Origin of the sequence: Aliiroseovarius marinus (assembly GCF_050881025.1) — a bacterium.
Classification (GTDB): domain Bacteria; phylum Pseudomonadota; class Alphaproteobacteria; order Rhodobacterales; family Rhodobacteraceae; genus Aliiroseovarius; species Aliiroseovarius marinus_A.
This window is the reverse complement of sequence record NZ_JBNNXQ010000004.1, coordinates 230,118-253,295: the sequence shown is the minus strand read 5'-3', so window position 1 is coordinate 253,295 and position 23,178 is coordinate 230,118. Positions and strand designations below refer to the sequence as shown.

The window sequence follows — 23,178 nt, the reverse complement described above, 5'->3', positions numbered from 1 at the left end:
CTTGTAGAATGCGCTAGGACAACCGAACCTTAAACATATGAGGCGACGGTAAAGGCGGAGAAACCGCCGGGCGGGAAAATCCCGCGCAATCACGAGGAGTGTTCGACATGCCATCTTTTTCAAAACCCCTCGAGGAAGCCATTCACCACGCGCTTGCGCTGGCGAATGAACGGCGCCACGAATTGGCCACGCTGGAACACCTGCTGCTGGCGCTTCTGGATGAACCGGATGCCGCGCGGGTGATGAAGGCCTGTTCGGTCGATCTGACCGTTCTGCGCAAGGTCCTGAACGAATTTATCGAAGAAGAACTGACCACGCTGATCACCGATCTGGAGGGCAGCGAAGCCGTGCCCACGGCCGCCTTCCAACGCGTGATCCAGCGCGCCGCGATCCATGTTCAAAGCTCTGGCCGGACCGAGGTGACGGGCGCCAACGTGCTGGTCGCAATTTTCGCCGAACGCGAATCAAATGCGGCCTTCTTCCTGCAAGAACAGGACATGACGCGCTATGACGCGGTCAACTACATCGCCCATGGGGTCGCCAAAGACCCCGAATTTGGCGAAAGCCGCCCCATTTCCGGCAGCTCTGACTTTGACGAGGACGAGGTGCAGGATGCCCAGCCGGCCGAGGAAAACGACAGCGCGCTTGGCAAATACTGCGTCGACCTGAACGCCAAAGCGCGCGAAGGCGACATTGACCCGCTGATTGGTCGCGACCACGAGGTCGAGCGCGCCATTCAGGTTCTGTGCCGCCGCCGTAAAAACAACCCGCTTCTGGTGGGCGATCCCGGTGTGGGCAAAACCGCCATCGCGGAAGGTCTGGCCACCAAGATCGTCGGCGGTGAAACACCCGAGATTCTGTCGGAAACGACGATCTATTCGCTCGACATGGGCGCGCTTCTGGCAGGCACACGCTATCGCGGCGATTTCGAGGAACGCCTGAAAGCGGTGATGAAAGAGCTGGAAGATCACCCCGATGCGGTCTTGTTCATTGACGAAATTCACACGGTGATCGGCGCGGGCGCGACATCGGGCGGGGCGATGGATGCCTCGAACCTGCTGAAACCTGCTTTGCAGGGCGGCAAGCTGCGCTGCATGGGATCGACCACGTATAAAGAGTTCCGCCAGCATTTCGAAAAGGACCGCGCGTTGAGCCGCCGGTTCCAGAAGATCGACGTAAATGAACCCAGCGTCGATGATGCGGTGAAGATTCTCAAAGGTCTGAAACCCTATTTCGAAGATCATCACGGCGTGAAATACACCGCAGATGCGATCAAATCCGCAGTGGAATTGTCAGACCGCTATGTGAATGACCGCAAACTGCCCGACAAGGCCATCGACGTGATCGACGAGGCCGGTGCGGCGCAACATTTGCTGGTTGCTTCAAAGCGCAAGAAGACCATTGGCACGAAGGAAATCGAAGCGGTTGTGGCCAAGATTGCCCGCATTCCACCGAAAAGCGTGTCGAAAGACGACGCGGAAACGCTGCGGGATCTGGAGAAATCGCTCAAGCGCGTGGTGTTCGGACAGGACAACGCGATCGAGGCGCTGGCCTCGGCGATCAAACTGGCCCGTGCCGGTCTGCGCGAGCCTGAAAAGCCCATCGGCAACTATCTGTTTGCTGGCCCCACCGGCGTCGGCAAGACCGAAGTTGCAAAACAGCTCGCTGACAATCTTGGTGTGGAACTGCTGCGCTTTGACATGTCGGAATACATGGAGAAACACGCGGTCTCGCGCCTGATCGGGGCGCCTCCCGGCTATGTCGGCTTTGATCAGGGCGGGCTTTTGACCGATGGCGTTGACCAACACCCCCATTGCGTCCTGCTTCTGGACGAAATGGAAAAAGCGCACCCGGATGTGTACAACATTCTGCTGCAGGTGATGGATAACGGCGAATTGACCGACCATAACGGGCGCACTGTCAGCTTCCGCAACGTGGTGCTGATCATGACCTCGAACGCCGGGGCCGCCGAACAGGCGAAAGCCGCCATCGGCTTTGGTCGCGACCGTCGCGAAGGCGAAGACACGGCCGCGATTGAACGCACCTTCACGCCGGAATTCCGCAACCGTTTGGACGCCGTGATCAGCTTTGCCCCCTTGGGTAAAGAGGTGATCTTGCAAGTGGTCGAGAAGTTTGTGCTGCAACTGGAAGCCCAGTTGATGGACCGCGGTGTGACCATCGAACTGACCCGCGCCGCTGCGGAATGGGTGGCCGAAAAAGGCTATGATGATCGCATGGGCGCCCGCCCCCTTGGCCGTGTCATCCAGGAACACATCAAAAAGCCGCTGGCCGAGGAGCTGCTCTTTGGCAAGCTGGCCAAAGGTGGGCTGGTCAAAGTTGGCGTGAAAGGTGGAGAGCTGGATCTGCGCCTTGAAAAGCCCCGCATCAGCTCGCGCAAGAAGCCTCCGCTTCTGACGGCTGACTAAATGATGCGTCGCTTGGTTGCACTCATCGTGACGGGCGCGGTCTTCTCCGCGCCCGTTTTTGCACGTGACCTGATCATGGGCTTCCCCGTTGATTGCACTTTGGGCGAGGATTGTTTTGTCCTGAACCTGGTGGATGCTGACCCCGGCAAAGGGGCCGCTGATTTCACCTGTGGTCCACGCAGCTATGACGGCCACAAGGGGACCGATTTCGCCTTGCTGTCATATCAATCCATGCGGGACGGCGTGGATGTCGTTGCCGCCGCACCAGGGCGCGTGCGCGGCGTGCGCGACGGGATGGTCGACAAAACCTACAAGCCCGAAGACAAAGCCGCACTTGGCGGGCGTGATTGCGGAAACGGGATGGTTGTGGATCACGGAGGCGGTTGGGAAACCCAGTATTGCCACCTGAAACAGGGCAGTGTGACCGTCAAACCCGGTCAAGCCGTGCGCATGGGGCAAGTGCTCGGCAAGATTGGACTTTCCGGCCGCACGCAATACCCGCACCTGCATATCTCGGTGCGCAAGGACGGCCAGCGTGTCGACCCTTTTGACCCGGACGGGATCACCACATGCGGCACGCGACCACCTCTGGACGAGCAACTTTGGCAGGTGCCGATCCCCTATGCGGATGGCGGTATCGTGACCTCTGGCTTCGCGCCTGAACTGCCTGAATACGAGGCCATCAAACAGGGCAGTGTCACCTATCCCCAGATCCGCCCGGATGCGCCCGCGCTTGTGGGCTGGAGCTTTATTTACGGCCCTCGAAAAGGCGACATCCTGCGCATGCGCCTGGAAGGCCCTGACGGTGTGGTCATCGAGAAAGACCTTGAGCTGACCAAAACACAGGTGCTGGCATCCCGATCCATCGGTCGCAAAACACGCACACCATGGCCCCCCGGTCGCTATTCCATTTCGACATGGCTGATACGGGACGGACAGGTGCTTGACGCCCACATAAGCGACGTCTTGGTCACCCCATAAAGCTTTCGAGATTAAGCCCGATCACAACTTGATTTCGAAACGCCCACACCATCAACAGGTCCCGCGCGTTTCGACTTATTGTCGTGCCTCAACAATAAGTCGAAACGCTTTAATAAAGCCTCAGCGCTCGGTGAGCTTCAGCTCGATCCGGCGATTTTGTGCACGCGCCTGTGGCGTGTCCGCGCGGTTCACAGGCCGATATTCGCCAAATCCTGTTGCTGCGAGGCGCGTGGGCGGGAAGCCCAGATCATCGATCATGTATTCCACAACGGACAAGGCGCGTGCCTGACTAAGTTCCCAATTGTTGCGAAACGTCCCCGTGCCCAACAACGGCACGTTGTCGGTATGCCCGTCCACACGGATGATCCAATCAACCTCGTCCGGGATATCCCCGGCAACTTCCGTCAGCAGCCGGGCAACCCGGGCGACCTGCGCCTTTCCTTCGGGCTGCAAAGCTGCATCCGCGCTGGTAAACAGCACTTCAGAGGAAAAGACAAAACGGTCGCCGACAATTTTCACGCCTTCCCGATTGCCAAGCACATCACGCAATTTCCCAAAAAATTCAGAACGGTAGGCTGACAGCTCCTTCGCCTCGTCTTCAAGCCGCTTGCGTTCGGCTTCTTCCAATTCGGCGCGGCGGCGTTCTTCTGCCGCGACCCGCGCAAGGGCGGCGTTCAGCTCAGACCCAAGCTTCTGTATCTGCACCTGCGCTGCGCTGTCTTCAGCCGCACTTTCATCCAGGATGGCCTGCAAGCTGCCAAGCTGCGCCCTGAGCGCGGCCACTTGTTCGTTCAAAAGCGCAATCTTTCTCTGGCTTTCGGCGCTTTCGGCTTCTTCCTGAGCCAGTGCCAGATTGGCCGCTGCCAACAGTTTTGCGCGGGTTTCGCTTTCCGTCAGAGCCTCTTGCACGCGACCTTCCGCAGCAAGTCGCGCAGCCAGTTCCGCTTCCAACTGATCACGCAATTGGGCGGTTTCAATCCCTGCCCCCGTCTGCTCTTCGATTTTCAATAATGCCGCGGACAGGCGCTGATCCAAATCCACACCGGCGGCCTTGGCTGCTGCCAAAAGCGTCAGCGTTTCTTCGGCGCGTTTGCGTTCGGCTTCCAGCGCCAAAGTCATCGCCGTCAGTTCGGTATCTGCCGTTTCCAGCCGATCACGCAAAGCCTGCGCCGCTGCGGCTTCGACAAGTCGGCTTTCTTCTTCGGCGGTCAACGCGGCCTGTCCTTCCGCAACCTTTCCTTCAAGCTCCGCAACCAAAGCCTCAAGCGCCTCACGTTTGGCTGCAGCAAGTCGCGCGGCTTCGGCACCGGCATCCACTTCATCGCGCGCCTTGGCCAAGGCCAGCGTCAGAGCCTCCTGTTCAGAGATCATGCGCGCACGGGCGGCTTCAAGCTCCTCAAGACTGGCCGAAAGTGTCGCATTCTCGGAGACGGCCTGATCACGTTGCGCCAAAAGCGACGCAACCTGTGCTTCGAAACTGGTGATGCGGGCCGCCTGCCCAGCCAATTCGGCCGCCTGCGCTTCGGTTTGCGCGGTAAGCTGCGCGATCAAAGCAACCTGCGCTTCAGACACTGCACGCGTCTCGGTCAATGTGGCGTTCAGGGCACCGAGCTCGTTGCGCAGACCTTCTGCCTGACTGCGTTCCAGCCCCAGCGCATCCGCCAGTTCCGCCACCTGAGCGGAGAGGCTGTCCAGTTCATCTGCCTGACCTGAAATCGTCTCGCGCAGGATGAACTGCACGATCATGAAGATGGTCAGAACGAACATCAACACCAGCAAAAGCGCGGTCATCGCGTCAACAAAACCCGGCCAGATCGAGCCTGACATACGCTGCACGGATCGCCGGGTCAGCGCCATGGGTCAGCCCTGTTCCTGACCGGACGCCACGCGAATTGCATGGGTCAGGGTCGCCAGATCACCGCGCAGATCAGACAGGCTTTCCTGTCGACCCGCCTGCATCTCTTCCAAAATACGCAAAAGCTGCACGTCGATGGAGCGAAGGCGCATACGGCTTTCGGCATCAACCGTCTCCTCGCCGGCGTCAGACTGTTTTTCCAACGCGGCGCGGATAGCATCTTGCCCATCGGCCAGTCGCATCAGCGCATCGGTCTGACCGGTGTCTCGTTCCATACGCGCGGTCATGGCCTCGATATTCTGTGCCAGTGCGCCAAGCCTTTCGTCCAGCATGGCACGCTGCACGTCTGTTTGGGTGAAAAGCGATCGCATCGCCTCGACCTGCTCGGCCAGCACACCCAGATAGACCCCGGCATCCTGGCTGGCTTCGCCATCATTGTCGGCAGGTGCGAAACTGAGCTTGGTGATGGTCGAAAGCCATTCTTCCAGTTCACGATAAAACCGGTTTTGACCGTGGCCGGCGAAAAGTTCCATCAGCCCCACGACCAGTGACCCAGCCAGACCCAGCAGCGACGACGAAAACGCCGTGCCCATGCCGCCCAGTTGCGCCTCGAGCCCGGTCATGAGCCGATTGAACACCTCGACCCCGCCCTCGCCCTCGCCCGGTGCCAAGGATCGAATGGTTTCGACCACGGCGGGAACGGTTGTGGCCAACCCGAAAAACGTTCCCAGAAGGCCTAGGAAAATCAGCAGGTTAACAATGTAGCGCGTGATATCCCGCGCTTCATCAATGCGCGTGGCGATACTGTCGAGGATGGAGCGTGACGAGGCAGAGCCGATCTGCATCTGTGTGCTTTTATTGGACCGGATCAGCGCCGCCAGCGACGCCAGAATACGCGGGGCGCGGTCAGGATCATGGGTGTCGCGTTTTTCAACGTAGCCTTCAATCCAACTGACCGAGGCAAAAACCTGCCAGACCTGCCAGAAACAGGCTAACAGCCCGATCAGGAACACAAACAGGATGAAGCCGTTGAGGTAAAGGTTGGCCAGAAACACCGGCATGACGCGGGGCAGCGCGACAAATGTACCAAACCCCACCAATCCCAAGGCCACCAGCATCAGGAAGATCTGGCGGATCGGGTGGGTGAAGGACGGCTCGACCCCTTTTCTTTTGGGCGCAGTCAGCGTCCCGCGATCGGGTTGATCCATGCGGGGAGTTCCTTGTCGCCAATATTATTGGCCTCAGGATAGGCGCGAATTTGGCGGCTGCCAAGCTTTGTGTGCGTCAACGCGCCTGATGCTCCAGCCTGCGCACTTCATTGGAAAGCCAGCTGAGGTCATCATCCTCGATCCCGAGTTCAGTCAGATGCGACGCCGTGTTGTAAAGATACTCCGTATTCGGCCCCCGCCCGCCGACCGCGGCGGCGATGATATGCGCCTGCTCTGCAAGGTCGATTTGGCAATACTGAACGTGGTGCGGGTCAATAACATAGGTCACCGCATCAACCCGGCGCCCGTCAATCAGGTCGATCCACAAACGCTTTTCCAGATAGGCCGACGAGACCAGCTCGCGCGCGCGCAGGTCCGCCATGGTCTGATCATATGTGCCGGCCTTTGCCCGAAACGCCAAGCCCTGACACTGCGCCCCTGTCTGTTCGTCCAGCGCAAGTACAAGGCCCGGTTTTTCTTCGGTCCCGCGATGATGGATGGAACGCATGCAGAAGCTGCGATGATAATCCGGCAGCGATGCCACCACCGCCTCGTCGTGGTCAAACCCGGGGTTCCACATCAACGAACCATAGCCAAAGACCCACAGATCACCGTCGCTCATTTCACTCGCCCTTCCCTTCATCGCGCTGTAAACACGCCTTAAAGCGTTTTGCCGAAGACGAAAAGACACATAGGCGGGCAAGGAGAGGTCATGCGGAAACTTGTGGTGATTGCGGTGGTTCTGGCCAGCCTGTGGGCGGGATATTGGGTCTATGGTGCGCGCGGGGTTGAAGCGGCCTTCAAAGGATGGATCGAAGACCGGCGCGCCGCCGGGTGGGTGGCGCAGGCTCAGGACATTTCCACGCAGGGCTTTCCAAATCGCTTCGACACGATCTTTACCGGGCTGGAACTGGCCGACCCTGCAACAGGGCTTGCCTGGCGGGCCCCCGAGTTTCAGGTTCTGGCGCTGTCATATCAACCGCATCACGTGATCGCGGTCTGGCCGGGGGAACACGTTCTGTCCTCGCCTGAACAGAATATCACCATGCAGGCCGAAGCTTTCGAAGGCTCGCTGGTGTTTGACCCCCTGCCCTCGTTGCCGCTGGATCGCAGCTCGATTGTCGTAGGCAAGCTTGCCATGACCTCAAGCGCGGGTTGGACCGCAGCTTTGGACAGCGGGCAGATCGCCACACGCAAATCATCGGCAGCGCCAAACCGCTATGACCTGCATATGGACGCAACGGGCCTGATGCCCGCATCGTCCTTTATTCAGAGCTTTGGCGAAGGGAATGTTCTGCCCCCGGCCTTTGAGCGCGCCACGCTGAAGGCCAACCTCGACTTCACGAAACCATGGGACCGCAGCGCGATCGAGAACGCGCGGCCGCAAATCACGCGCATTGATCTGGCGGATTTCGATGCAAAATGGGGCACGCTGGGGCTGCGCGCGTCAGGGGTAGTGGATGTGGACCAGAACGGCACCCCAGCCGGAGAGCTGTCCATTCGCGCCACCAACTGGCGGCAGATGATCAAGGTTGCCCAAGCCAGTGGCGCCATTGCACCGGAACTGGTTGGCACGGTCACACGCGCACTGGAATTCATCGCGGGGCTGTCTGGCAAAGCCGAAACGCTTGACGTGACGCTGAACCTGTCGGGCGGCGCCGTCTTCCTTGGCCCGATCCCTGTGGGCAAGGCGCCACGAATTGTAATCCGCTAAAGCGTTTCGGGATAAACTTGAGGCGCATGTTTATTCCGAAACGCCCACGACGTTGATATCTCTTACCGCGTTTCGGTTTTTCCCTGTCTTAGGTTAAAACCGAAACGCTTTAAAAATCTTTTACCGACAATAACTTCCGCTGCGATAGCGCGCAGTGTCGAAATGGAAGTGATCCTGATGATAGCGGTCTGCATTCGGCCCAAGAACGGTGCCGAAAGGGCCGCAGGCTTTCTTGTGCATCGCTTTCAGGACCTTGCCCTGCACCGGATCACGCCAGCCCTTCAGCACGGTGATCTGGGCTCCATTTTTCAACCGGATCGCAGAAATGTCGATGGCGCGTCCGCGCCCATGTTCGCTGATCTTCGCGCCCGGTTTGTTGTTGCGTGTGCGACAGGCGTAATGCGCCGCGACCCGCAAAGAGGCCGGCCCGCCGCCCAGACGGCCAACCGCCGGGAACACGCCATTGCGCACCCAGGCGTTCAACGCCTTCGCCGTGGTGCAATCCATAACGGCGGCTTGGCTCAATTTGACCCCCGAAACCTCGGTGATGCGCACCGGGTTGGTCACGCCGCAACCGCGGATTTTGCCCGGCACGTCCGGGATGGCCTGCCCCTTGATTTCATTCACACCGCAAACCCTTCCGCGCCGGCCGGCCTTTGCCGGTTTCAACTTGGCTTTGGCCACTTTGGTCGCAAAGCCACGGGGCCGGTATTCCGGGTGGCGTGACCGCGCGACGGCCAATTTGCTTCGACGGGGCATCTCAGCGGGTGCAGATTGCGCATCGTTTGACGGGATAGCGGCCACACGCGGGCGGGGCGTCGGGCGCAGAAGCGAGGGTTTTGCGGTCGTGCTCACCAGCTTTGCCGGGCCGGGGCGCGGGGCTGGGCGCATTGACTGGTCGGGCGCAGATGTCGCCGAAACACTGCCAACAATCACAATGGCTGCCGCCGCTGCAACACGCATGCGCCAGTTTTTCATCCGCATGGCAAACCTCGCCATCAACTCATACTTCATGCCGCGCTCCTGCCTGCGTTGGCCCTAAGACCTAAGCTTTGTCGTGCTGACCGCTGCGCCCGAAATCCGGCGCATCCGTATCCTGTCCTGCCTCGATGATACCACGACGGATTGCGCGGGTTCGAGTGAAATAGTCATGCAGGTGGTCACCATCGCCGGTCCGGATCGCCCGCTGCAGTGCAAACAGCTCCTCGGTGAAGCGCCCCAAAATCTCTAAGGTTGCGTCTTTGTTGGTTAAAAACACATCGCGCCACATGGTCGGATCCGAGGCCGCAATCCGCGTAAAGTCGCGGAAACCCGCCGCCGAGAACTTGATGACTTCGCTATCGGTGACCCGGCTCAGGTCATCGGCCACGCCAACCATCGTATAGGCAATCAGGTGCGGTGCATGGCTGGTCACCGCCAGCACAAGGTCATGATGCGGGGCGTCCATCACGTCGACATGTGCCCCCATGCCTTCCCAAAGCCTGGTCAGCCGCGCCGTTGCCTTGGCATCACTGCCATTGGGAACAAGAATGCACCACCGGTTGTCAAACAACTCGGCGAACCCAGACCGGGGACCGCTATGTTCGGTGCCCGCCAACGGGTGGCCGGGAATGAAATGCACATGTTCGGGCAGATGCGGGCCAACCGCTTCGATGACCGCTTGCTTGACCGACCCCACATCCGTCACCGTTGCGCCTTGGGCAAGCTCCGGTGCAATCTCGGCAGCCACGGCGCCCATGGCGCCCACGGGTACGGCCAGAACAACCAGATCAGCGCCCTTCACGGCCTCGGCTGCACTGTCGACAACGCGATCGCAAAACCCAAGCTCGCGGGCGATGTCGCGCGTTTCGGTCGAACGCGCCGTGCCGACGATTTCACCCGCCAGCCCGCTGCGCCGCATCGCATGTGCCATGGACGACGCAATCAAGCCCAGGCCAATCAAGGCGACGCGGTCATAGACCACACTCATGCCTTGCCCCCTTCCGTTTTCTCCGCCGCCGGATCTGGCACAACGCCCTTAAACCGCCCGATCATATGGGCCACGCGACGGCAGGACGCTTCATCCCCGACGGTGATCCGAAGGCAGTTGGGCAAACCATATCCGGCAACCAGTCTGACGATAATACCTTGTTCAAGCAGGAATTTATTGCAAGACACGGCTTCTTCCTTGCTGGCGAAACGCGCAAGGATGAAATTGGCGCAAGACGTGTCTGAAGGCACGCCAAGTTCAGCCAGAGCTTCGGCCAACCACGCGCGCAAACGGGTGTTTTCAGACAGGCACCGCTCGACATGTTCGCGGTCCTTCAATGCGGCTTCTGCGGCGGCAAGTTGGGGCATGGACAGGTTGAACGGGCCGCGCACGCGGTTCAGCATGCCGATGACCTCCGCCGAGCCATAGCCCCACCCGATGCGTAACCCACCAAGGCCATACATCTTCGAAAAGGTCCGCGTCATCACCACATTGTCGTGTTTTTCAACCAGCGAGGCACCGCCGTCGAACCCCTCCACATATTCCGCATAGGCGCCATCAATGACCAACAGCACAGTGTCGGGCAGTTCACGGGCAAGCCGCGACAGCTCTGCCGAGCTGACCATCGTACCGGTGGGGTTGCCGGGGTTCGTCACGAAAACCAGTGAGGTTTTCTTCGTCACCGCCTTCAGGATTTCATCCACATCCACCATGCGTTCACGTTCAGGCACCATCACGGGGGTTGCACCGGCAGCATGGGCCGAGATCTTGTACATCGAGAACCCGTGTTCGGTGTAGATCACCTCGGTGCCCGGGCCGGAATAACACTGGCACAAAAAGGTGATCACCTCGTCCGAACCGACGCCGCAGATGATCCGTTCCGCATCCAACCCGTGTTGCGCCGCAATGGCTGCACGCAGGCTGGCATGGTCGGTAGATGGATAACGATGCAGCTCATGCCCGGCCTTCTTGAAGGCCTCTACCGCATGCGGGCTGGGGCCGAACGGGTTTTCGTTCGAGCTGAGCTTGATCACATTCGACATGCCCGCGACGCTGGAGGCCCCGCCCACATAGGGTGTGATCTCAAGTATCCCAGGTTGGGGTTCAAGCTTTGACATCGGGCGTCTCCTTTGCGCCGTGATTACAACCGCGCCGCGACCTGTGAAAGGGTCAAAGCGTCACGGCGGGTATTTCTACCTCCGCTGCGGCAGCCCTGCATCGGGGTTTGAGCCGGGCGGAGATGGCATCAGGCGGGCAAAAAGAAACCCGCCCAAAACCTGGGCGGGTTCCAAATCTTAGCGATATGTGAACTGTTTAGTTCTTCGCGTAGAATTCGACGACCAGGTTCGGTTCCATCATCACCGGATACGGCACGTCCGACAGACCCGGGGTGCGCGTGAAGGTGGCGGTCATTTTCGAATGGTCGGCTTCGATGTAATCCGGCACATCGCGTTCAGCCAGCTGAACGGCTTCCAGAACAACGGCCAACTGCTTCGAGCGGTCACGCACCTCGATCACGTCGCCTTCTTGAACGCGATAGGAGGGGATGTTCACTTTCTTGCCGTTCACGGTGACGTGACCGTGGTTCACGAACTGACGTGCTGCGAATACGGTGGCCACGAATTTGGCGCGGTACACAACAGCGTCCAGGCGGCGCTCCAGCAGGCCGATCAGGTTTTCACCAGTATCGCCTTTAACACGTTCGGCTTCGCCATAGATGCGGCGGAACTGTTTTTCAGTCAGGTCGCCATAGTAGCCTTTCAGCTTCTGTTTGGCGCGCAGCTGCAGACCGAAGTCCGACAGTTTACCCTTGCGGCGCTGGCCGTGCTGGCCGGGGCCGTATTCGCGGCGGTTCACCGGCGACTTCGGACGTCCCCAGATGTTTTCGCCCATACGGCGGTCAATTTTGTACTTGGCAGCAGTTCTTTTGGTCATCTGCTGATCTCCTTCTGTAAGCTTCGAAGGGCGTTGTCCTCTGGCTTTCGCCTGACAGGGATCCCCTTGCGGGGGCCACCAACACCAATGAAAACCGGCCCCTTGCGGGACCGGATTTGGGGCTTATACGCCTGTGGCTGCGGGAGTCAACGCCCTAAAGCGTTTCGAGATTAAAGCGTTTCCAGTGATCGCCCGATCACAGCAACAACTGGAAACGCCCACGACATTGATGGGTTCCGCGTGTTTCGACATATTGCCGTGTCTCAACACTAAGTCGAAACACTTCAGGCCACATCTCCGCGCAGAATTGCGGCTTCGCCGGCATTCAGGCTGCGCCGGGCGAACCCGCCATAGGCCCGCGGATCATAGTTGAGGTCCGGAAACATCTCGAAAAGGCGCGCACGCTGGCTGTCTTCGACCGTGGCCAGATCCGTGTTGGCCGGGTGAAAGCTTTCCGCCGGCACGCCGTTCGCCCAAACGATTTCGTGGTTCTCAAGCAGTACGTGATAGTAAGACACCTCGCGTGCGCGGGTATCGACCACGATGCGACGCTCGTCCACCAGATCGCTTGCGGACACCAGAACCTCGTCAGAATTGAACAGCTCGCGAGCCCGCGGGCCCTGTATCAAAATCTGGTGCTGTGGCGACACGATCAGGTCTTCATCCGGTTGCCCCGCACAAATCGATCCTGCGCGCAGACGAATGGGCCGAAGCTCGGGCATCGCAAAAAGCCGTGCTCCCGTGATGCGGCGATGACCAACCCAAAGCACTTTCTGCACGCCATTGTCGCGCGTCTGAAGTTCGTCGCCCTCGCCCAGCTCGTCGACGGGTATTTCACCATGCGGCGTGCGCAACCGCGTGCCGGGCGTGAAGCAAATCACACCCGTCGGCTGGTCTGTCAGCTTGTTAACCTGGGCAGGCTTCAGCGCAGCCCGCACAACCCACAGGTCTTCATTTGCAGGTGGGGCTTCGCCCGAGAACACCAAAAGCGGCTGCCCGCCACCGGGTGTTTCGATCAGTGACACCAGATAGCTCGCATGGCCATCTGTCACTTCGAACCCCATATTCAGATAGGTATCGTCCGGCTCATGCGCCTGAGGCGCGCTGCCCGGTTGCATCGCTGCACCCACCAGCTTGTGAACCATTTTCGCGGCGCGACGCCGCAAATCTTCTTCTCCGCTCGCCTCTTTGAGCAGCAAAAGCTCTTGTGGACCGTCAAGCCTTAGCGGGCGCCCAGTCCAGCGCCAACTTGCCCCAACACCCAACGCGGTCACCGGTGCGCCCGGCAATCCGTCTACTTCTGTCTGCGCCCAAGAGATGACAAACGTGCTGCTCGAGCCCGTTTCCATGCCTGTGAACCTGCCTTTTTGTTTTTTTATTAACGGAACGCTAGCACGAGTGATTCGGGTTGTTAAGACATTATTGCGATTTGCGAATATCCGTCCGGCACAGATGCAACAGTTTCAATTTTTTGCGGTTTTTTAGGCGTCAGAATTCCAATTGCATCGCCCGAACTCAACTGGTAAGTTTTCTTTACCAATTCTCCGAGGAGCCCCGCATGCCCGTCATTACCGAAATCGAAGACCTGCGCCGGATCTATAAGCGTCGGGTGCCGAAAATGTTCTATGACTATGCGGAAAGCGGCAGCTGGAGCGAACAAACCTTCCGCGAAAACAGCTCGGATTTCGACAAAATCTACCTACGTCAGCGGGTGGCGGTGGATATGGACAACCGCTCGACCCGGTCGACGATGCTTGGGCAGGATGTGGCGATGCCGGTGGCGCTGGCACCCGTGGGGTTGACCGGTATGCAATGCGCCGATGGCGAAATCAAAGCTGCCCGCGCGGCCGAGAAGTTCGGCGTGCCCTTCACATTGTCGACCATGTCGATCTGCTCGATCGAGGATGTGGCCGAAAACACAACCGCCCCATTCTGGTTTCAAGTCTACACGCTGAAAGACGATGACTTCATGCAGCGGCTTTTTGATCGCGCGCGCGCCGCGAACTGCCCTGCGATCGTCGTGACCGTAGACCTGCAAGTACTCGGGCAAAGGCATAAAGATCTGAAAAACGGCCTATCTGCCCCGCCCAAGCTGACGGCGAAGTCGGTCGCCAATATGATGACCAAGGTGCAATGGGGCCTTGGCATGCTTGGCACAAAGCGGCGGTTTTTCGGAAATATTGTTGGTCACGCCAAGGGTGTTAAGGATCCGTCATCGTTGCACACATGGACGGCCGAGGCCTTCGATCCGTCGCTGGATTGGGAGCGGATCAAGCAGTTTAAGAAGATGTGGAACGGCCCGATGATTGTTAAGGGCATCATGGAAGCCGAAGACGCCCGTCGCGCTGTCGAGGCGGGCGCGGATGCCATCATCGTCTCCAATCATGGCGGTCGGCAACTTGACGGCGCATTGAGCTCCATTCGCGCCCTGCCCGAAATCCTGGATGCGGTCGGAGACAAGGTCGAAGTCCATCTTGATAGCGGCATTCGCTCTGGTCAGGACGTGTTGAAAGCCGTCGCCATGGGGGCCAAAGGCACATATGTTGGCCGCGCCTTCACCTATGGGCTGGGCGCCATGGGAGAGGAAGGTGTCACAAGTGCGCTTGAGGTTCTTCACAAGGAACTGGATATCTCGATGGCATTTTGCGGTCATAGGGACATTCAAACTGTAGACCGGTCCATCCTGCGCATTCCGCGTGGATTTTCGGGCGATTGGGAATAAGGCTAGAAATAGCTACGCACCAACGCGCCCGAGATCAGGGTCCAACCATCCGCAACAACGAAAAACGCCAGTTTGAATGGCAAAGAGACGATTGCGGGTGGTACCATCATCATGCCCATCGACATCAGGATCGCTGCAACAACAAGGTCGATCACCAGAAACGGCAGAAACACGAGGAACCCGATCTGAAAGGCGCGTTCGATTTCAGACAGAAGGAAGGACGGCACAAGGATCGACAGTGGCGCGTCGTTGCCCAGCTCCACCCCTGAGGTTTGCTCGCGTAGGGCCGCCAGATGTGTAAATGTCTCAGGCTCGATGCGGTTTGCCATGAAAATCCGAAATGGCTCAAGAGACGCCATGAAAGCAGGCTCCAGATCCATCACGCCTTCACTAAAAGGCTGTCCGCCACGCGTCCAAGCTTCGGTGAATACTGGTTCCATCACAAAATAGGTCAAAAACAGCGCCAGGCTTACGATCAACATATTGGGCGGAGATTGCTGTAAGCCAATGGCCTGGCGCAGGATCGACAGCACGGTCACGATAAATGGAAAGCAGGTGACCATGACAGCCAGCCCCGGAACGAGGCTTAGCAGTGTCAGTAGAACGAACAGCTGAACAGTTCGCGTTGCCAACTCCCCACCTTCGCCGACAGAAATCGAGATATCCTGGCCGACAACCGGAGCGGTTGATGCAAGCAAAATCACCAAGGCGATGGGGATATATGGTGCAAACACCTGTCGCATCCGATGTCAGAGCCCCGCCTTCAGATCCGCAACTTCGGTCAGGCGCACGGCAAGTTGACCGCTTTCATCGCCTTCGATTTCCTGCAGCTCGCCACGGGCGATCAGTTTGTCGCCGACATAGAGTTCCACAGGGTCTTCAATACGCTTGTCCAAGGGCAAAACTGAATCCCGTTTCAGCTGCAGAAGCTCTTTGACCGTCGGCCTCGCATGCCCCACCGAAATCAGCACTTCAATCGGCACCTGCACAAATGGATTGGCGGCACCCGCGTTCATCTCGTCTTGTTGTTCAGCCATGGTTGAAAGCCTTCTCGTTGATGTCATAAAGGGCCCCCACCGCGTCTCGCATGCGATCAAGCACGCCGGACATGTCGATTTGCTTTTCCGAAACCGGAGACCGCAGATAGATTTGCCCTTCCGGCAAGGTTGCCTGTTCAATCAGCTCGAACGGGACATTGGTCGAGCTTTCCAAGAGCTGCTCCAACGCGCCACGAATACCGGGCGCAACGAGCACTTGAATCGGATTGTCAGCCGCAGTCGCCGCCATTGGAACGATCTCTTCGGCGACCACTTGTGCGATGGCATCCTGAACGACATTGGGCAAAACAACATTGACCATCGCGTTCAAAAGCGGTTCCAAAGATGAAAGAACATGGCTGCGAGCCTCTTGGAAGGTGAAGCCCAAATCCTCGAGGTTGCGCGCAAATTCCGCTTCGACCCGTTCGGCTTCTTGCGTCATAGAGCGCGTTGCATCGTCCCATCCGGCTTTGTAGCCGGCCTCATAGCCTTCCAGCCGTTTTCCCTCGAGTTCAGCCGGGTCAATGGATTGAACCGGTTGCCCAAGTTCAGTTTGCTGAGGTTCTGCGGGTGTTGTGCCAAAATCTTCAAGCGTAAGGCGCGCGCTCATCACACCGCCTCCTCTTCATCTTCCATCCAACCACGCAGGATGTCGACGGTTTCCGCTTGCCGCTCTGCGATAAGATCTCTCAGACGCTGAACCGGATCCTCTGCATCACCTGCCGGATCTTCATCATCAAAACTTATATCTCCGACAACGGCCATTTGCGGCGGCAGGAAGTCACCGTCAGCGACTTCGCCACTCAGCGCAGGCAAATCCGGTACACTGTCTGCCGACGGGAAACCTTCGCTAGGTGCCGCGCCAGCGGGCCCCGCGATACCTTCAGCAGACGCCAACACGGGCACCCCGTCCGCTTGTGATTGATCCAAAGAGGCTGTCGGCGATGCCGATGCAAAGATCGGGCGCAGAACAAACAGTCCCAGCACAAGAGTGACGACGGCCAGAATTGCCATTTGAATGAGCGCCATGACATCCAGCCCGAGGTTTCCAAACAGGCTTGATCCCGGAGCGCTGCCTGAGGTCTCAACCGGTTCAAACTCCAGGGTCTTGATCGTAATGACGTCTCCCCGCGCTTCATCAAACCCAATGGCGCCAGCAACCAACTCCGTCAGCGCGGCGATCTCTTCATCGCTGCGCGGTTGCCAAGTCTCCTCACCCGTATCCGAAACGCTGCGAATGCCGTCCACCAAGACAGCTACGGTCACGCGCTTTGTGGCGCCTGGCGCACGCACGACTTCACGCGTGGTTTCCGACACCTCATAGTTGACCCTTTCACGTGTTTCGGACGCATTTGAATTGGACGCCCCGCCGCCCGCAGCACCATCGCCTTCAGGCAAGTTTGAGGCCACGGTCACACCGCCGCTGCTTTGGTCCGAGGCCGTGTTGTTGGTTTCCTGTGTATCCGTCGAAACGGCCACTCGGCTTTCAGGATCGAAGCGCCTTTCCCGAATGCTCTCTTGTTCAGTGGCGGTTTCAAGGTTCAGCTCAACCACTGCGTTTCCAAAGCCAACCCGCGCCTCAAGCAAACGCTCGATATTTAACTTCATCTGTTCCGCGCGATCCGCAGCAACCGACGGCAGGTCCCCCGCCTCGTCACCGCTTGCGACCAATCCACCGCGACTGTCAATCACCGACACTTGCTCGGGCACAAGGCCGGGTACGGCCGAGGCAATCAGGAATTTCAAAGCACGCGCCTGCGCCGTTGGCAAAGCCCCATTGGCGGTCGTTACAGTCACCGACGCTGTCGGCGTATTGCGTTGCCGAAACCGCTGCGAGGACACATTGCCAATATGCACGCGAGCGTTTTGTATGAGAGGGCTGGCGACGATGGTCCGTGCAAGCTCACCTTCTTTTGCGCGCCAATAGGCCGCGTCAAACATCTGCGAAGTCGTGCCGAATCCACTTAGTCCGTCAAGCAGCTCGTAACCTTTGCCAGAGTTCGCAGGAAGACCTTCGCTGGCGAGGGTCATGCGCAGGGAATCTCGCTTGGAACTGTCGACGAAAATTGCGCCGCCGCGAATCTCGTAGACGACCCCCCGGCCTTCCAATGCCTTCACCACATCGCCCGCCGCACCGCTTTCCAGACCGGAATAGAGCAAGGACATCGATGTATTGGTGGCCATTCGAGACAACCCGATGACCGCAATGAACATGGCAAGGGCTGCAAGCCCGGCAACCATACGCTTTCTCATGTCCAATCCGGCCCAAACCGATGTGAGCTGCTGCACGACGAAACTCCTTGTTACGAGTGGGCTTCTGCCCCCGTCCATGCAGTGAGTTTTCCCCGATCGCCCTTAACAATTGGTTAGTGCCCAGCGGTTTATAACGATTCGAGCAAAAAGTTTTCGGAGACGAGGATGGCCGAAGAGGAAATCACCGAAGAAGGCACTGAAGAGCCGCCAAAGAAGAAGTCCAAAAAAGGGCTTCTGATCGGCTTGATCCTTGCATTGGCTTTGGGCGGAGGGGGGTTCTTTGCCGCCTATTCCGGCTTGGTTGGCGGCGCTGCCCCGACCACCGAAAGCGCGGATGTCGAAGAGGAGACGCCCGTGCTTGATTTACCTGCCGTGGCGTTCATCGACCTTGACCCCATGGTCATTTCGCTGGGGGACGGCGGCAGCAGCCGCCATCTTCGCTTTCGGTCAACACTTGAAGTCGCACCGCAATACGAGGCGGATGTCGCGCAGCTCACACCGCGTGTACTTGACGTCCTGAATTCCTATCTGCGCGCAGTCGACATGAAAATGCTGAGCGATCCAAAATCATTGGTGCAACTGCGCGCCCAGATGCTGCGGCGAATCAAACTGGTAACTGGCGAAGGGCGCGTTCGCGACCTTCTGATCATCGAATTCGTACTAAACTAGAAAAGGGGAACACGCATGGATATCATTTCGGATGTTCTTCTGGGCTTGGGCGCGCTGGCCGCCGCGATCTATTGCCTGGTCCTGTCGCGCAGGTTGCGCCGTTTCAACAATCTTCAAAGCGGAATGGGCGGGGCCGTAGCGGTCCTTTCCGCCCAAGTGGACGACATGACCAAAACGCTTGAAAAGGCGCGTGGTGCGGCTGGTCAAAGCGCATCAATCCTGTCTGACTTGACCGAGCGCGCCGAGCAGTCCAGTCGCAAACTGGAACTGCTCATGGCCAGTTTGCATGACCTTCCAGAACCTGGCGAACCGCCAGAAGGCGAAGCAGCAGTCGAGCAAGCCAGTGAGCCGGTCTCCGAAGACAAAGAACCAGATTTGCCCCCCTCTGATGAAGCACCCAAATCCATCCCAATGTTCTCAAGTAACCGACGCTTGGAGGCCGCAGAGTAATGCCCTCGATCAAGAAATCAGATCAACAAAACCAACCGCCACGCAAACAAGGTGCTTTGCACCGTCGTCGCATGTTGGGGCGAAGCATTCTGTTGTCTACTTCGATTGTACTGGCAACGTCTGCCGGGATTCGCCTGGGCGGTGTGGGATTTGCGATTGCCAAGGATGTTGAGGAGAGCGTCACACAGAACGGAACGGGTGAGGCAGCACAAAACCAAGACCCTGATATTTCACAAATCCTGAACGATCTACAAAAAAGACAAGAAGGTTTGGCGGAACGCGAACGCCTGCTCGAAGATCGCCTTCAGGCCCTGTCGTTGGCCGAAGAACAACTCAGCAAGCAAACTGCTGCTTTGGTAGAGGCTGAAAGCCGTCTGGCAAGTACAATTGCGACGGCAAAAACAGCGGCTTCGGACGACCTGACGCGTCTGACCAGTCTTTATGAGAATATGAAACCAAAGCAAGCGGTGCCCTTGTTTGAAGAGATGGCTCCAGACTTTGCCGCGGGATTTCTCGCACGGATGAAACCCGCAGCTGCTGCACAGATCATGGCGGGGCTTCAACCGCAGACCGCCTATGCCATCAGCGTAGTGCTTGCGGGGCGAAATTCCAGAGCACCCACCGAGTGAAACACACGCATTCTTAATCTGTTTCCGCCACGATTGCAGGAACGAAATCTTCGAAAAACAGGTGTCTCATGATTGGCTTCGTCGGCATTGCCCTAATTTTTGTCATGGTGTTTGGCGGCTACCTTGCTGCCGGCGGCAAAATGGGCATCATCCTGAAATCCCTTCCATTCGAGTTCACAATGATTGGCGGTGCCGCCGCAGGGGCATTTGTTATCTCCAACGACATGGCGGCGATCAAGCACACGCTAAAAGATGTAGGCAAGGTGTTTAAGGGGCCAAAATGGAAGCACGAGGACTATAAAGACCTGCTATGCTTGCTTTTTGAGTTGATCAGACAAGCTCGCCAGAATGCCGTTGCTCTTGAGGAGCACATTGAAAACCCGGAAGAAAGCTCAATCTTCTCAAAATACCCCACCATTCTTGCGGACAAAGAATCCATCGAACTGATCTGCGACACATTGCGTTCTGCGTCGATGAACTACGACGATCCACATCAAGTCGAAGAGGTTCTGGAGAAGCGGATGGAGGCCAACCTGCATCACGCCCTTCATTCGAGCCATGCACTGCAGGCTGTTGCAGATGGTTTGCCTGCCTTGGGTATTGTGGCCGCCGTTCTGGGCGTTATCAAGACAATGGGATCCATTGACCAACCACCTGAAATTCTTGGCAAAATGATCGGCGGAGCCCTGGTAGGGACATTTTTGGGAGTCTTCTTGGCCTATGGCCTTGTCGCCCCGTTTTCCGCCAAAGTGAAAACGGTAATTGAAGAGGACGCACATTTTTACCAGCTTATTCGGGAAGTTCTGGTCGCAAACCTCTATAATCACTCCGTGAATATCTGCATCGAGGTGGGCCGCCAAAACACGCCTGGCCCCCATCGCCCCAGCTACTCTGATCTGGAAGAAGCTCTCAAAGAAGTAAAGCAGGCTGCGGCATGAAATCCGCATTCACCATCATCTTGATTGCATTCCAATCATTGCTGATCAGTTTTCCGGCATTTTCACAGGTCATCTCTGTAAAATCTGGAGAACACCCGACCTTCAGCCGCTTGGTATTTTACGTCAAACCTCAGGAAGACCTGATCTTTGACCGACCTGAGGCACGTGTTCTGCGTATTCGCGCCTCTGAAGAGTTGAAGCTCTCCATTGACCAGGTATTCGATTTTATTCCGCGAACCCGGATCGCGGCGATCAACCAATTGAACGATGAAGAATTGCTATTGACGTTGGCATGTGATTGCTCTGCCGCATACACAAGGCTTCGCTCTGGTGTGCTCGTCCTGGATATTATATCGCCCGGATCATCCAACCCAATTGAAACCGCAACCCTAGTGGACCTGCCTGTTGAACCGCCGCTGAAGAACAAAACTGAAGAAAAAATCGACGCTCAGGCCGCCAGGCTTGGCCTCCCGATTGCAGCCGGACTGACGCCTCCGGAAGATAGCGCTCCACCAAAAAACGACACGCCAAGCCTGCCAAAAACAAAAGCAACGCCAATGGCGGAGGCTCCTCCCAGAATGATCTTGTCGGAGGATGCTCTTGTTGGCTCTCTTGCACGCGCCGCATCGCAAGGTCTGCTTACGCCAAAGACAACAGAGAGCCCGCTTTCTGTTAGCCTCCCCCCACCAGTTCACAACAGTGTCGAGACCGAGAAAGAACCCCTGCCCGCCATTGCACCAAAGCCAGCAGCATCGAACACCAACAACACCCATGTTGAAATTCAAACCTCTATTGAAAGAGCATTTCAACAGCACGTGCAGACTCTGACCGGTACCTCCGTTGGCGGCTGCCCGGATGCTGCTCTGTTCGATGTCGCTTCTTGGGGGGAGGCGGAACAAGAGCCTCTCAGTCTCTCGGCGTTCCGAGCTGACTTGTACCTCGAGTTTGACAAACCTAATGAAGAAGCAGTTCTCTCTCATATTCGACACTTGATCTTTCTGACGTTCGGAGCAGAAGCTATCGCGGTGGCGCGCAGCTTCGACATAAAGGGGATCGAGCTGTCATCATTGGTTTCATTGGCCGATATCGTTGAGCACGGTGAAACAAATACACAAAACGGGCTCGACAATTTCCTTCATTGCCCCAGCCCAGTGTCGCTGTGGGCAACCCTAGCAGCAAAGGACCTGTCTCCAGACATTGACAAGTCGGCTGTCCTTGCCACTCTTTCTGCTTTGCCGCCGCACCTACGGAAACGTATCGGACCATTTCTGGCTGATCGCTTTATTCAAAGCGATGATGACGCGACAGCGAATGAAATTTACAAAATTGTGGAACGTGCAGGAGGCGAAAACAGCCCGGAAGGTGCATTGTTGAACGCGAAGTTGGAAACCCGCGCAGGCAACATACAACCAGCTGAGAACATGCTCACAGAAATCGTGTCGAAGGATGATTCTTCTTCACCGGACGCGCTGATCCTATTGATCAACTCTCATATCAAAAGAGACGCCGGAATTCCTCAAACCACAATTGATCTCCTGGAGGCCATGGCTTTTGAACATTCCGGCACACAGACTGGGGATGCTCTTGATGTCGCAACAGCACGCGCCTTGTTTCACGCGCTGGACTTCGCGAGGGGATACGAAAAACTGGACCAGATCGCCCCGAGTGGCGATGAAGGAAAAATGCTGAAAGCCAATATTGCACAAGAAGCAGCACATCGTTTGGTCGCCCGTTCCAGTTCAGAGCAGTTTCTTAAGACCCTATATGGGCGCACAGACTGGGGCGACTTGCCTGAAGAGACACGGATTCGCATCGCGAGACGATTGTTAGCACTTGGTCTCGTCGAGAAGGTTCGAAATCTGCTCGACAAATCAGGCACCCCCCCCAACCGCAATTCGCGGCTTCTTCTTGCCGAAGGCGCGCTGGCCGAAAACGAACCAAATCAAGCCCTGATCTATTTAACTGGGCTTACGGATGACGTCGCTCAACGCCTTCGCGCACAATCCTTGGAAGCAGTTGGAGAACGCCAAAAGGCTGCGCAGATCTATGCTGAGATCGGAGACATTGAACAGTTTGATCGGGCAAACTGGCTTGGCGGAGATTGGGCCGTTCTAAGGGAGTCACAAACTGCGCCATTCGAGAGCCTCCCAGTGGTGTTGAAGCATGAGACACCAACAGATGCTGCTACCCCTGCAACGTCAATTTCCGATCACCAATCACTGATCCAAAGCAGCACGTCATTGAGAACACAGATCGAGTCATTGCTGGACGAAGTTCCAAAGCCTTAGCTTCAGAAACGTTACAGGTTGTTAAGCTTTCTCTCATATTAATGATGCAAGGAAGCAGCAAGAATTGCGCCATGTATCAACAACTTGAACTAAAATTGCGCCAC

The 23,178-nt window shown here is 57.5% G+C and carries 21 protein-coding genes; 9 read left to right on the top strand and 12 right to left on the bottom strand.

Annotated features, from left to right (window positions below; genetic code table 11):
* Nucleotides 1–107 precede the first annotated feature (107 nt).
* Both clpA and ACRY08_RS13840 read left to right on the top strand, forming a co-directional pair.
* A complete protein-coding gene (clpA, locus tag ACRY08_RS13845) occupies nucleotides 108–2,426 on the top strand; it encodes an ATP-dependent Clp protease ATP-binding subunit ClpA (protein ID WP_432450545.1) in 2,319 nt (772 codons plus the stop codon).
* Entirely contained in the window at nucleotides 2,427–3,407 is a 981-nt protein-coding gene (locus ACRY08_RS13840; protein WP_432450544.1) for a M23 family metallopeptidase, read from the top strand.
* A 120-nt stretch (nucleotides 3,408–3,527) separates the two neighbouring features.
* Here the strand turns inward: ACRY08_RS13840 and ACRY08_RS13835 are convergent, their stop codons facing one another.
* From ACRY08_RS13835 to ACRY08_RS13825, 3 genes are all read right to left on the bottom strand, one after another.
* Entirely contained in the window at nucleotides 3,528–5,264 is a 1,737-nt protein-coding gene (locus ACRY08_RS13835; protein WP_432450543.1) for a peptidoglycan -binding protein, read from the bottom strand.
* Nucleotides 5,265–5,267: 3 nt separating this feature from the next.
* Nucleotides 5,268–6,470 carry a biopolymer transporter ExbB gene (locus ACRY08_RS13830; RefSeq protein WP_432450542.1) on the bottom strand — a complete coding sequence of 401 codons (1,203 nt, stop codon included), beginning with the start codon at nucleotides 6,468–6,470 and terminating at the stop codon, nucleotides 5,268–5,270.
* Nucleotides 6,471–6,546: 76 nt separating this feature from the next.
* Nucleotides 6,547–7,092, bottom strand: coding sequence for a gamma-glutamylcyclotransferase (locus tag ACRY08_RS13825; protein WP_432450541.1), 546 nt, complete (start codon nucleotides 7,090–7,092; stop codon nucleotides 6,547–6,549).
* 90 nt (nucleotides 7,093–7,182) lie between these two features.
* On the opposite strand from ACRY08_RS13825, the gene ACRY08_RS13820 reads away from it, so the two are divergent.
* Nucleotides 7,183–8,184, top strand: coding sequence for a DUF2125 domain-containing protein (locus ACRY08_RS13820; protein ID WP_432450540.1), 1,002 nt, complete (start codon nucleotides 7,183–7,185; stop codon nucleotides 8,182–8,184).
* A gap of 120 nt (nucleotides 8,185–8,304) precedes the next feature.
* On the opposite strand, the gene ACRY08_RS13815 is transcribed toward ACRY08_RS13820, so the two are convergent.
* The 5 genes from ACRY08_RS13815 to ACRY08_RS13795 form a co-directional block, all read right to left on the bottom strand.
* A complete protein-coding gene (locus ACRY08_RS13815) occupies nucleotides 8,305–9,198 on the bottom strand; it encodes an extensin family protein (RefSeq protein ID WP_432450539.1) in 894 nt (297 codons plus the stop codon).
* A 31-nt stretch (nucleotides 9,199–9,229) separates the two neighbouring features.
* Nucleotides 9,230–10,153: a prephenate/arogenate dehydrogenase family protein gene (locus ACRY08_RS13810; RefSeq protein ID WP_432450538.1), complete on the bottom strand. Its 924-nt coding sequence runs from the start codon at nucleotides 10,151–10,153 to the stop codon at nucleotides 9,230–9,232.
* A complete protein-coding gene (hisC, locus tag ACRY08_RS13805) occupies nucleotides 10,150–11,271 on the bottom strand; it encodes a histidinol-phosphate transaminase (protein ID WP_432450537.1) in 1,122 nt (373 codons plus the stop codon). The genes ACRY08_RS13810 and hisC overlap by 4 nt, the downstream gene beginning before the upstream one ends.
* 196 nt (nucleotides 11,272–11,467) lie before the next feature.
* A complete protein-coding gene (rpsD, locus tag ACRY08_RS13800) occupies nucleotides 11,468–12,088 on the bottom strand; it encodes a 30S ribosomal protein S4 (protein WP_432450536.1) in 621 nt (206 codons plus the stop codon).
* Nucleotides 12,089–12,372: 284 nt separating this feature from the next.
* Nucleotides 12,373–13,437: a Hint domain-containing protein gene (locus tag ACRY08_RS13795; RefSeq protein WP_432450535.1), complete on the bottom strand. Its 1,065-nt coding sequence runs from the start codon at nucleotides 13,435–13,437 to the stop codon at nucleotides 12,373–12,375.
* A 209-nt stretch (nucleotides 13,438–13,646) separates the two neighbouring features.
* Between ACRY08_RS13795 and ACRY08_RS13790 the strand changes: the two genes are divergently transcribed.
* Nucleotides 13,647–14,810: an alpha-hydroxy acid oxidase gene (locus ACRY08_RS13790; RefSeq protein WP_432450534.1), complete on the top strand. Its 1,164-nt coding sequence runs from the start codon at nucleotides 13,647–13,649 to the stop codon at nucleotides 14,808–14,810.
* 2 nt (nucleotides 14,811–14,812) lie between these two features.
* Here the strand turns inward: ACRY08_RS13790 and fliP are convergent, their stop codons facing one another.
* From fliP to fliF, 4 genes are read right to left on the bottom strand one after another with little or no spacing between them, the layout of a single operon-like run.
* Entirely contained in the window at nucleotides 14,813–15,553 is a 741-nt protein-coding gene (gene fliP / locus ACRY08_RS13785) for a flagellar type III secretion system pore protein FliP (RefSeq protein ID WP_432450533.1), read from the bottom strand.
* 6 nt (nucleotides 15,554–15,559) lie between these two features.
* Nucleotides 15,560–15,847: a FliM/FliN family flagellar motor switch protein gene (locus ACRY08_RS13780; protein WP_432450532.1), complete on the bottom strand. Its 288-nt coding sequence runs from the start codon at nucleotides 15,845–15,847 to the stop codon at nucleotides 15,560–15,562.
* A complete protein-coding gene (locus ACRY08_RS13775) occupies nucleotides 15,840–16,457 on the bottom strand; it encodes a flagellar biosynthesis protein (protein ID WP_432450531.1) in 618 nt (205 codons plus the stop codon). The genes ACRY08_RS13780 and ACRY08_RS13775 overlap by 8 nt, the downstream gene beginning before the upstream one ends.
* Nucleotides 16,457–18,136, bottom strand: coding sequence for a flagellar basal-body MS-ring/collar protein FliF (fliF, locus tag ACRY08_RS13770; RefSeq protein WP_432450530.1), 1,680 nt, complete (start codon nucleotides 18,134–18,136; stop codon nucleotides 16,457–16,459). The genes ACRY08_RS13775 and fliF overlap by 1 nt, the downstream gene beginning before the upstream one ends.
* A gap of 129 nt (nucleotides 18,137–18,265) precedes the next feature.
* On the opposite strand from fliF, the gene ACRY08_RS13765 reads away from it, so the two are divergent.
* The 5 genes from ACRY08_RS13765 (at nucleotide 18,266) to ACRY08_RS13745 (ending at nucleotide 23,074) form a co-directional block, all read left to right on the top strand.
* Entirely contained in the window at nucleotides 18,266–18,769 is a 504-nt protein-coding gene (locus ACRY08_RS13765; protein WP_432450529.1) for a flagellar basal body-associated FliL family protein, read from the top strand.
* Between the two features lie 15 nt (nucleotides 18,770–18,784).
* Nucleotides 18,785–19,219 (top strand): hypothetical protein, encoded by a 435-nt coding sequence (locus tag ACRY08_RS13760; protein ID WP_432450528.1) that lies wholly within the window; start codon nucleotides 18,785–18,787, stop codon nucleotides 19,217–19,219.
* Nucleotides 19,219–19,848, top strand: coding sequence for a MotE family protein (locus ACRY08_RS13755; protein ID WP_432450527.1), 630 nt, complete (start codon nucleotides 19,219–19,221; stop codon nucleotides 19,846–19,848). The genes ACRY08_RS13760 and ACRY08_RS13755 overlap by 1 nt, the downstream gene beginning before the upstream one ends.
* A gap of 68 nt (nucleotides 19,849–19,916) precedes the next feature.
* Nucleotides 19,917–20,786 carry a flagellar motor stator protein MotA gene (gene motA, locus ACRY08_RS13750; protein ID WP_432450526.1) on the top strand — a complete coding sequence of 290 codons (870 nt, stop codon included), beginning with the start codon at nucleotides 19,917–19,919 and terminating at the stop codon, nucleotides 20,784–20,786.
* Entirely contained in the window at nucleotides 20,783–23,074 is a 2,292-nt protein-coding gene (locus ACRY08_RS13745; protein ID WP_432450525.1) for a hypothetical protein, read from the top strand. Before motA ends, ACRY08_RS13745 begins: the two co-directional genes overlap by 4 nt.
* The last annotated feature ends 104 nt before the right edge of the window (nucleotides 23,075–23,178 follow it).

What these genes read in the sequence shown, in the direction of transcription:
- clpA (WP_432450545.1), top strand. Translation starts at nt 108, where the DNA reads ATGCCATCTTTTTCAAAACCCCTCGAGGAAGCCATTCACCACGCGCTT.
- ACRY08_RS13840 (WP_432450544.1), top strand. Translation starts at nt 2,427, where the DNA reads ATGATGCGTCGCTTGGTTGCACTCATCGTGACGGGCGCGGTCTTCTCC.
- ACRY08_RS13835 (WP_432450543.1), bottom strand. Translation starts at nt 5,264, where the DNA reads ATGGCGCTGACCCGGCGATCCGTGCAGCGTATGTCAGGCTCGATCTGG.
- ACRY08_RS13830 (WP_432450542.1), bottom strand. Translation starts at nt 6,470, where the DNA reads ATGGATCAACCCGATCGCGGGACGCTGACTGCGCCCAAAAGAAAAGGG.
- ACRY08_RS13825 (WP_432450541.1), bottom strand. Translation starts at nt 7,092, where the DNA reads ATGAGCGACGGTGATCTGTGGGTCTTTGGCTATGGTTCGTTGATGTGG.
- ACRY08_RS13820 (WP_432450540.1), top strand. Translation starts at nt 7,183, where the DNA reads ATGCGGAAACTTGTGGTGATTGCGGTGGTTCTGGCCAGCCTGTGGGCG.
- ACRY08_RS13815 (WP_432450539.1), bottom strand. Translation starts at nt 9,198, where the DNA reads ATGAAGTATGAGTTGATGGCGAGGTTTGCCATGCGGATGAAAAACTGG.
- ACRY08_RS13810 (WP_432450538.1), bottom strand. Translation starts at nt 10,153, where the DNA reads ATGAGTGTGGTCTATGACCGCGTCGCCTTGATTGGCCTGGGCTTGATT.
- hisC (WP_432450537.1), bottom strand. Translation starts at nt 11,271, where the DNA reads ATGTCAAAGCTTGAACCCCAACCTGGGATACTTGAGATCACACCCTAT.
- rpsD (WP_432450536.1), bottom strand. Translation starts at nt 12,088, where the DNA reads ATGACCAAAAGAACTGCTGCCAAGTACAAAATTGACCGCCGTATGGGC.
- ACRY08_RS13795 (WP_432450535.1), bottom strand. Translation starts at nt 13,437, where the DNA reads ATGGAAACGGGCTCGAGCAGCACGTTTGTCATCTCTTGGGCGCAGACA.
- ACRY08_RS13790 (WP_432450534.1), top strand. Translation starts at nt 13,647, where the DNA reads ATGCCCGTCATTACCGAAATCGAAGACCTGCGCCGGATCTATAAGCGT.
- fliP (WP_432450533.1), bottom strand. Translation starts at nt 15,553, where the DNA reads ATGCGACAGGTGTTTGCACCATATATCCCCATCGCCTTGGTGATTTTG.
- ACRY08_RS13780 (WP_432450532.1), bottom strand. Translation starts at nt 15,847, where the DNA reads ATGGCTGAACAACAAGACGAGATGAACGCGGGTGCCGCCAATCCATTT.
- ACRY08_RS13775 (WP_432450531.1), bottom strand. Translation starts at nt 16,457, where the DNA reads ATGAGCGCGCGCCTTACGCTTGAAGATTTTGGCACAACACCCGCAGAA.
- ACRY08_RS13765 (WP_432450529.1), top strand. Translation starts at nt 18,266, where the DNA reads ATGGCCGAAGAGGAAATCACCGAAGAAGGCACTGAAGAGCCGCCAAAG.
- ACRY08_RS13760 (WP_432450528.1), top strand. Translation starts at nt 18,785, where the DNA reads ATGGATATCATTTCGGATGTTCTTCTGGGCTTGGGCGCGCTGGCCGCC.
- ACRY08_RS13755 (WP_432450527.1), top strand. Translation starts at nt 19,219, where the DNA reads ATGCCCTCGATCAAGAAATCAGATCAACAAAACCAACCGCCACGCAAA.
- motA (WP_432450526.1), top strand. Translation starts at nt 19,917, where the DNA reads ATGATTGGCTTCGTCGGCATTGCCCTAATTTTTGTCATGGTGTTTGGC.
- ACRY08_RS13745 (WP_432450525.1), top strand. Translation starts at nt 20,783, where the DNA reads ATGAAATCCGCATTCACCATCATCTTGATTGCATTCCAATCATTGCTG.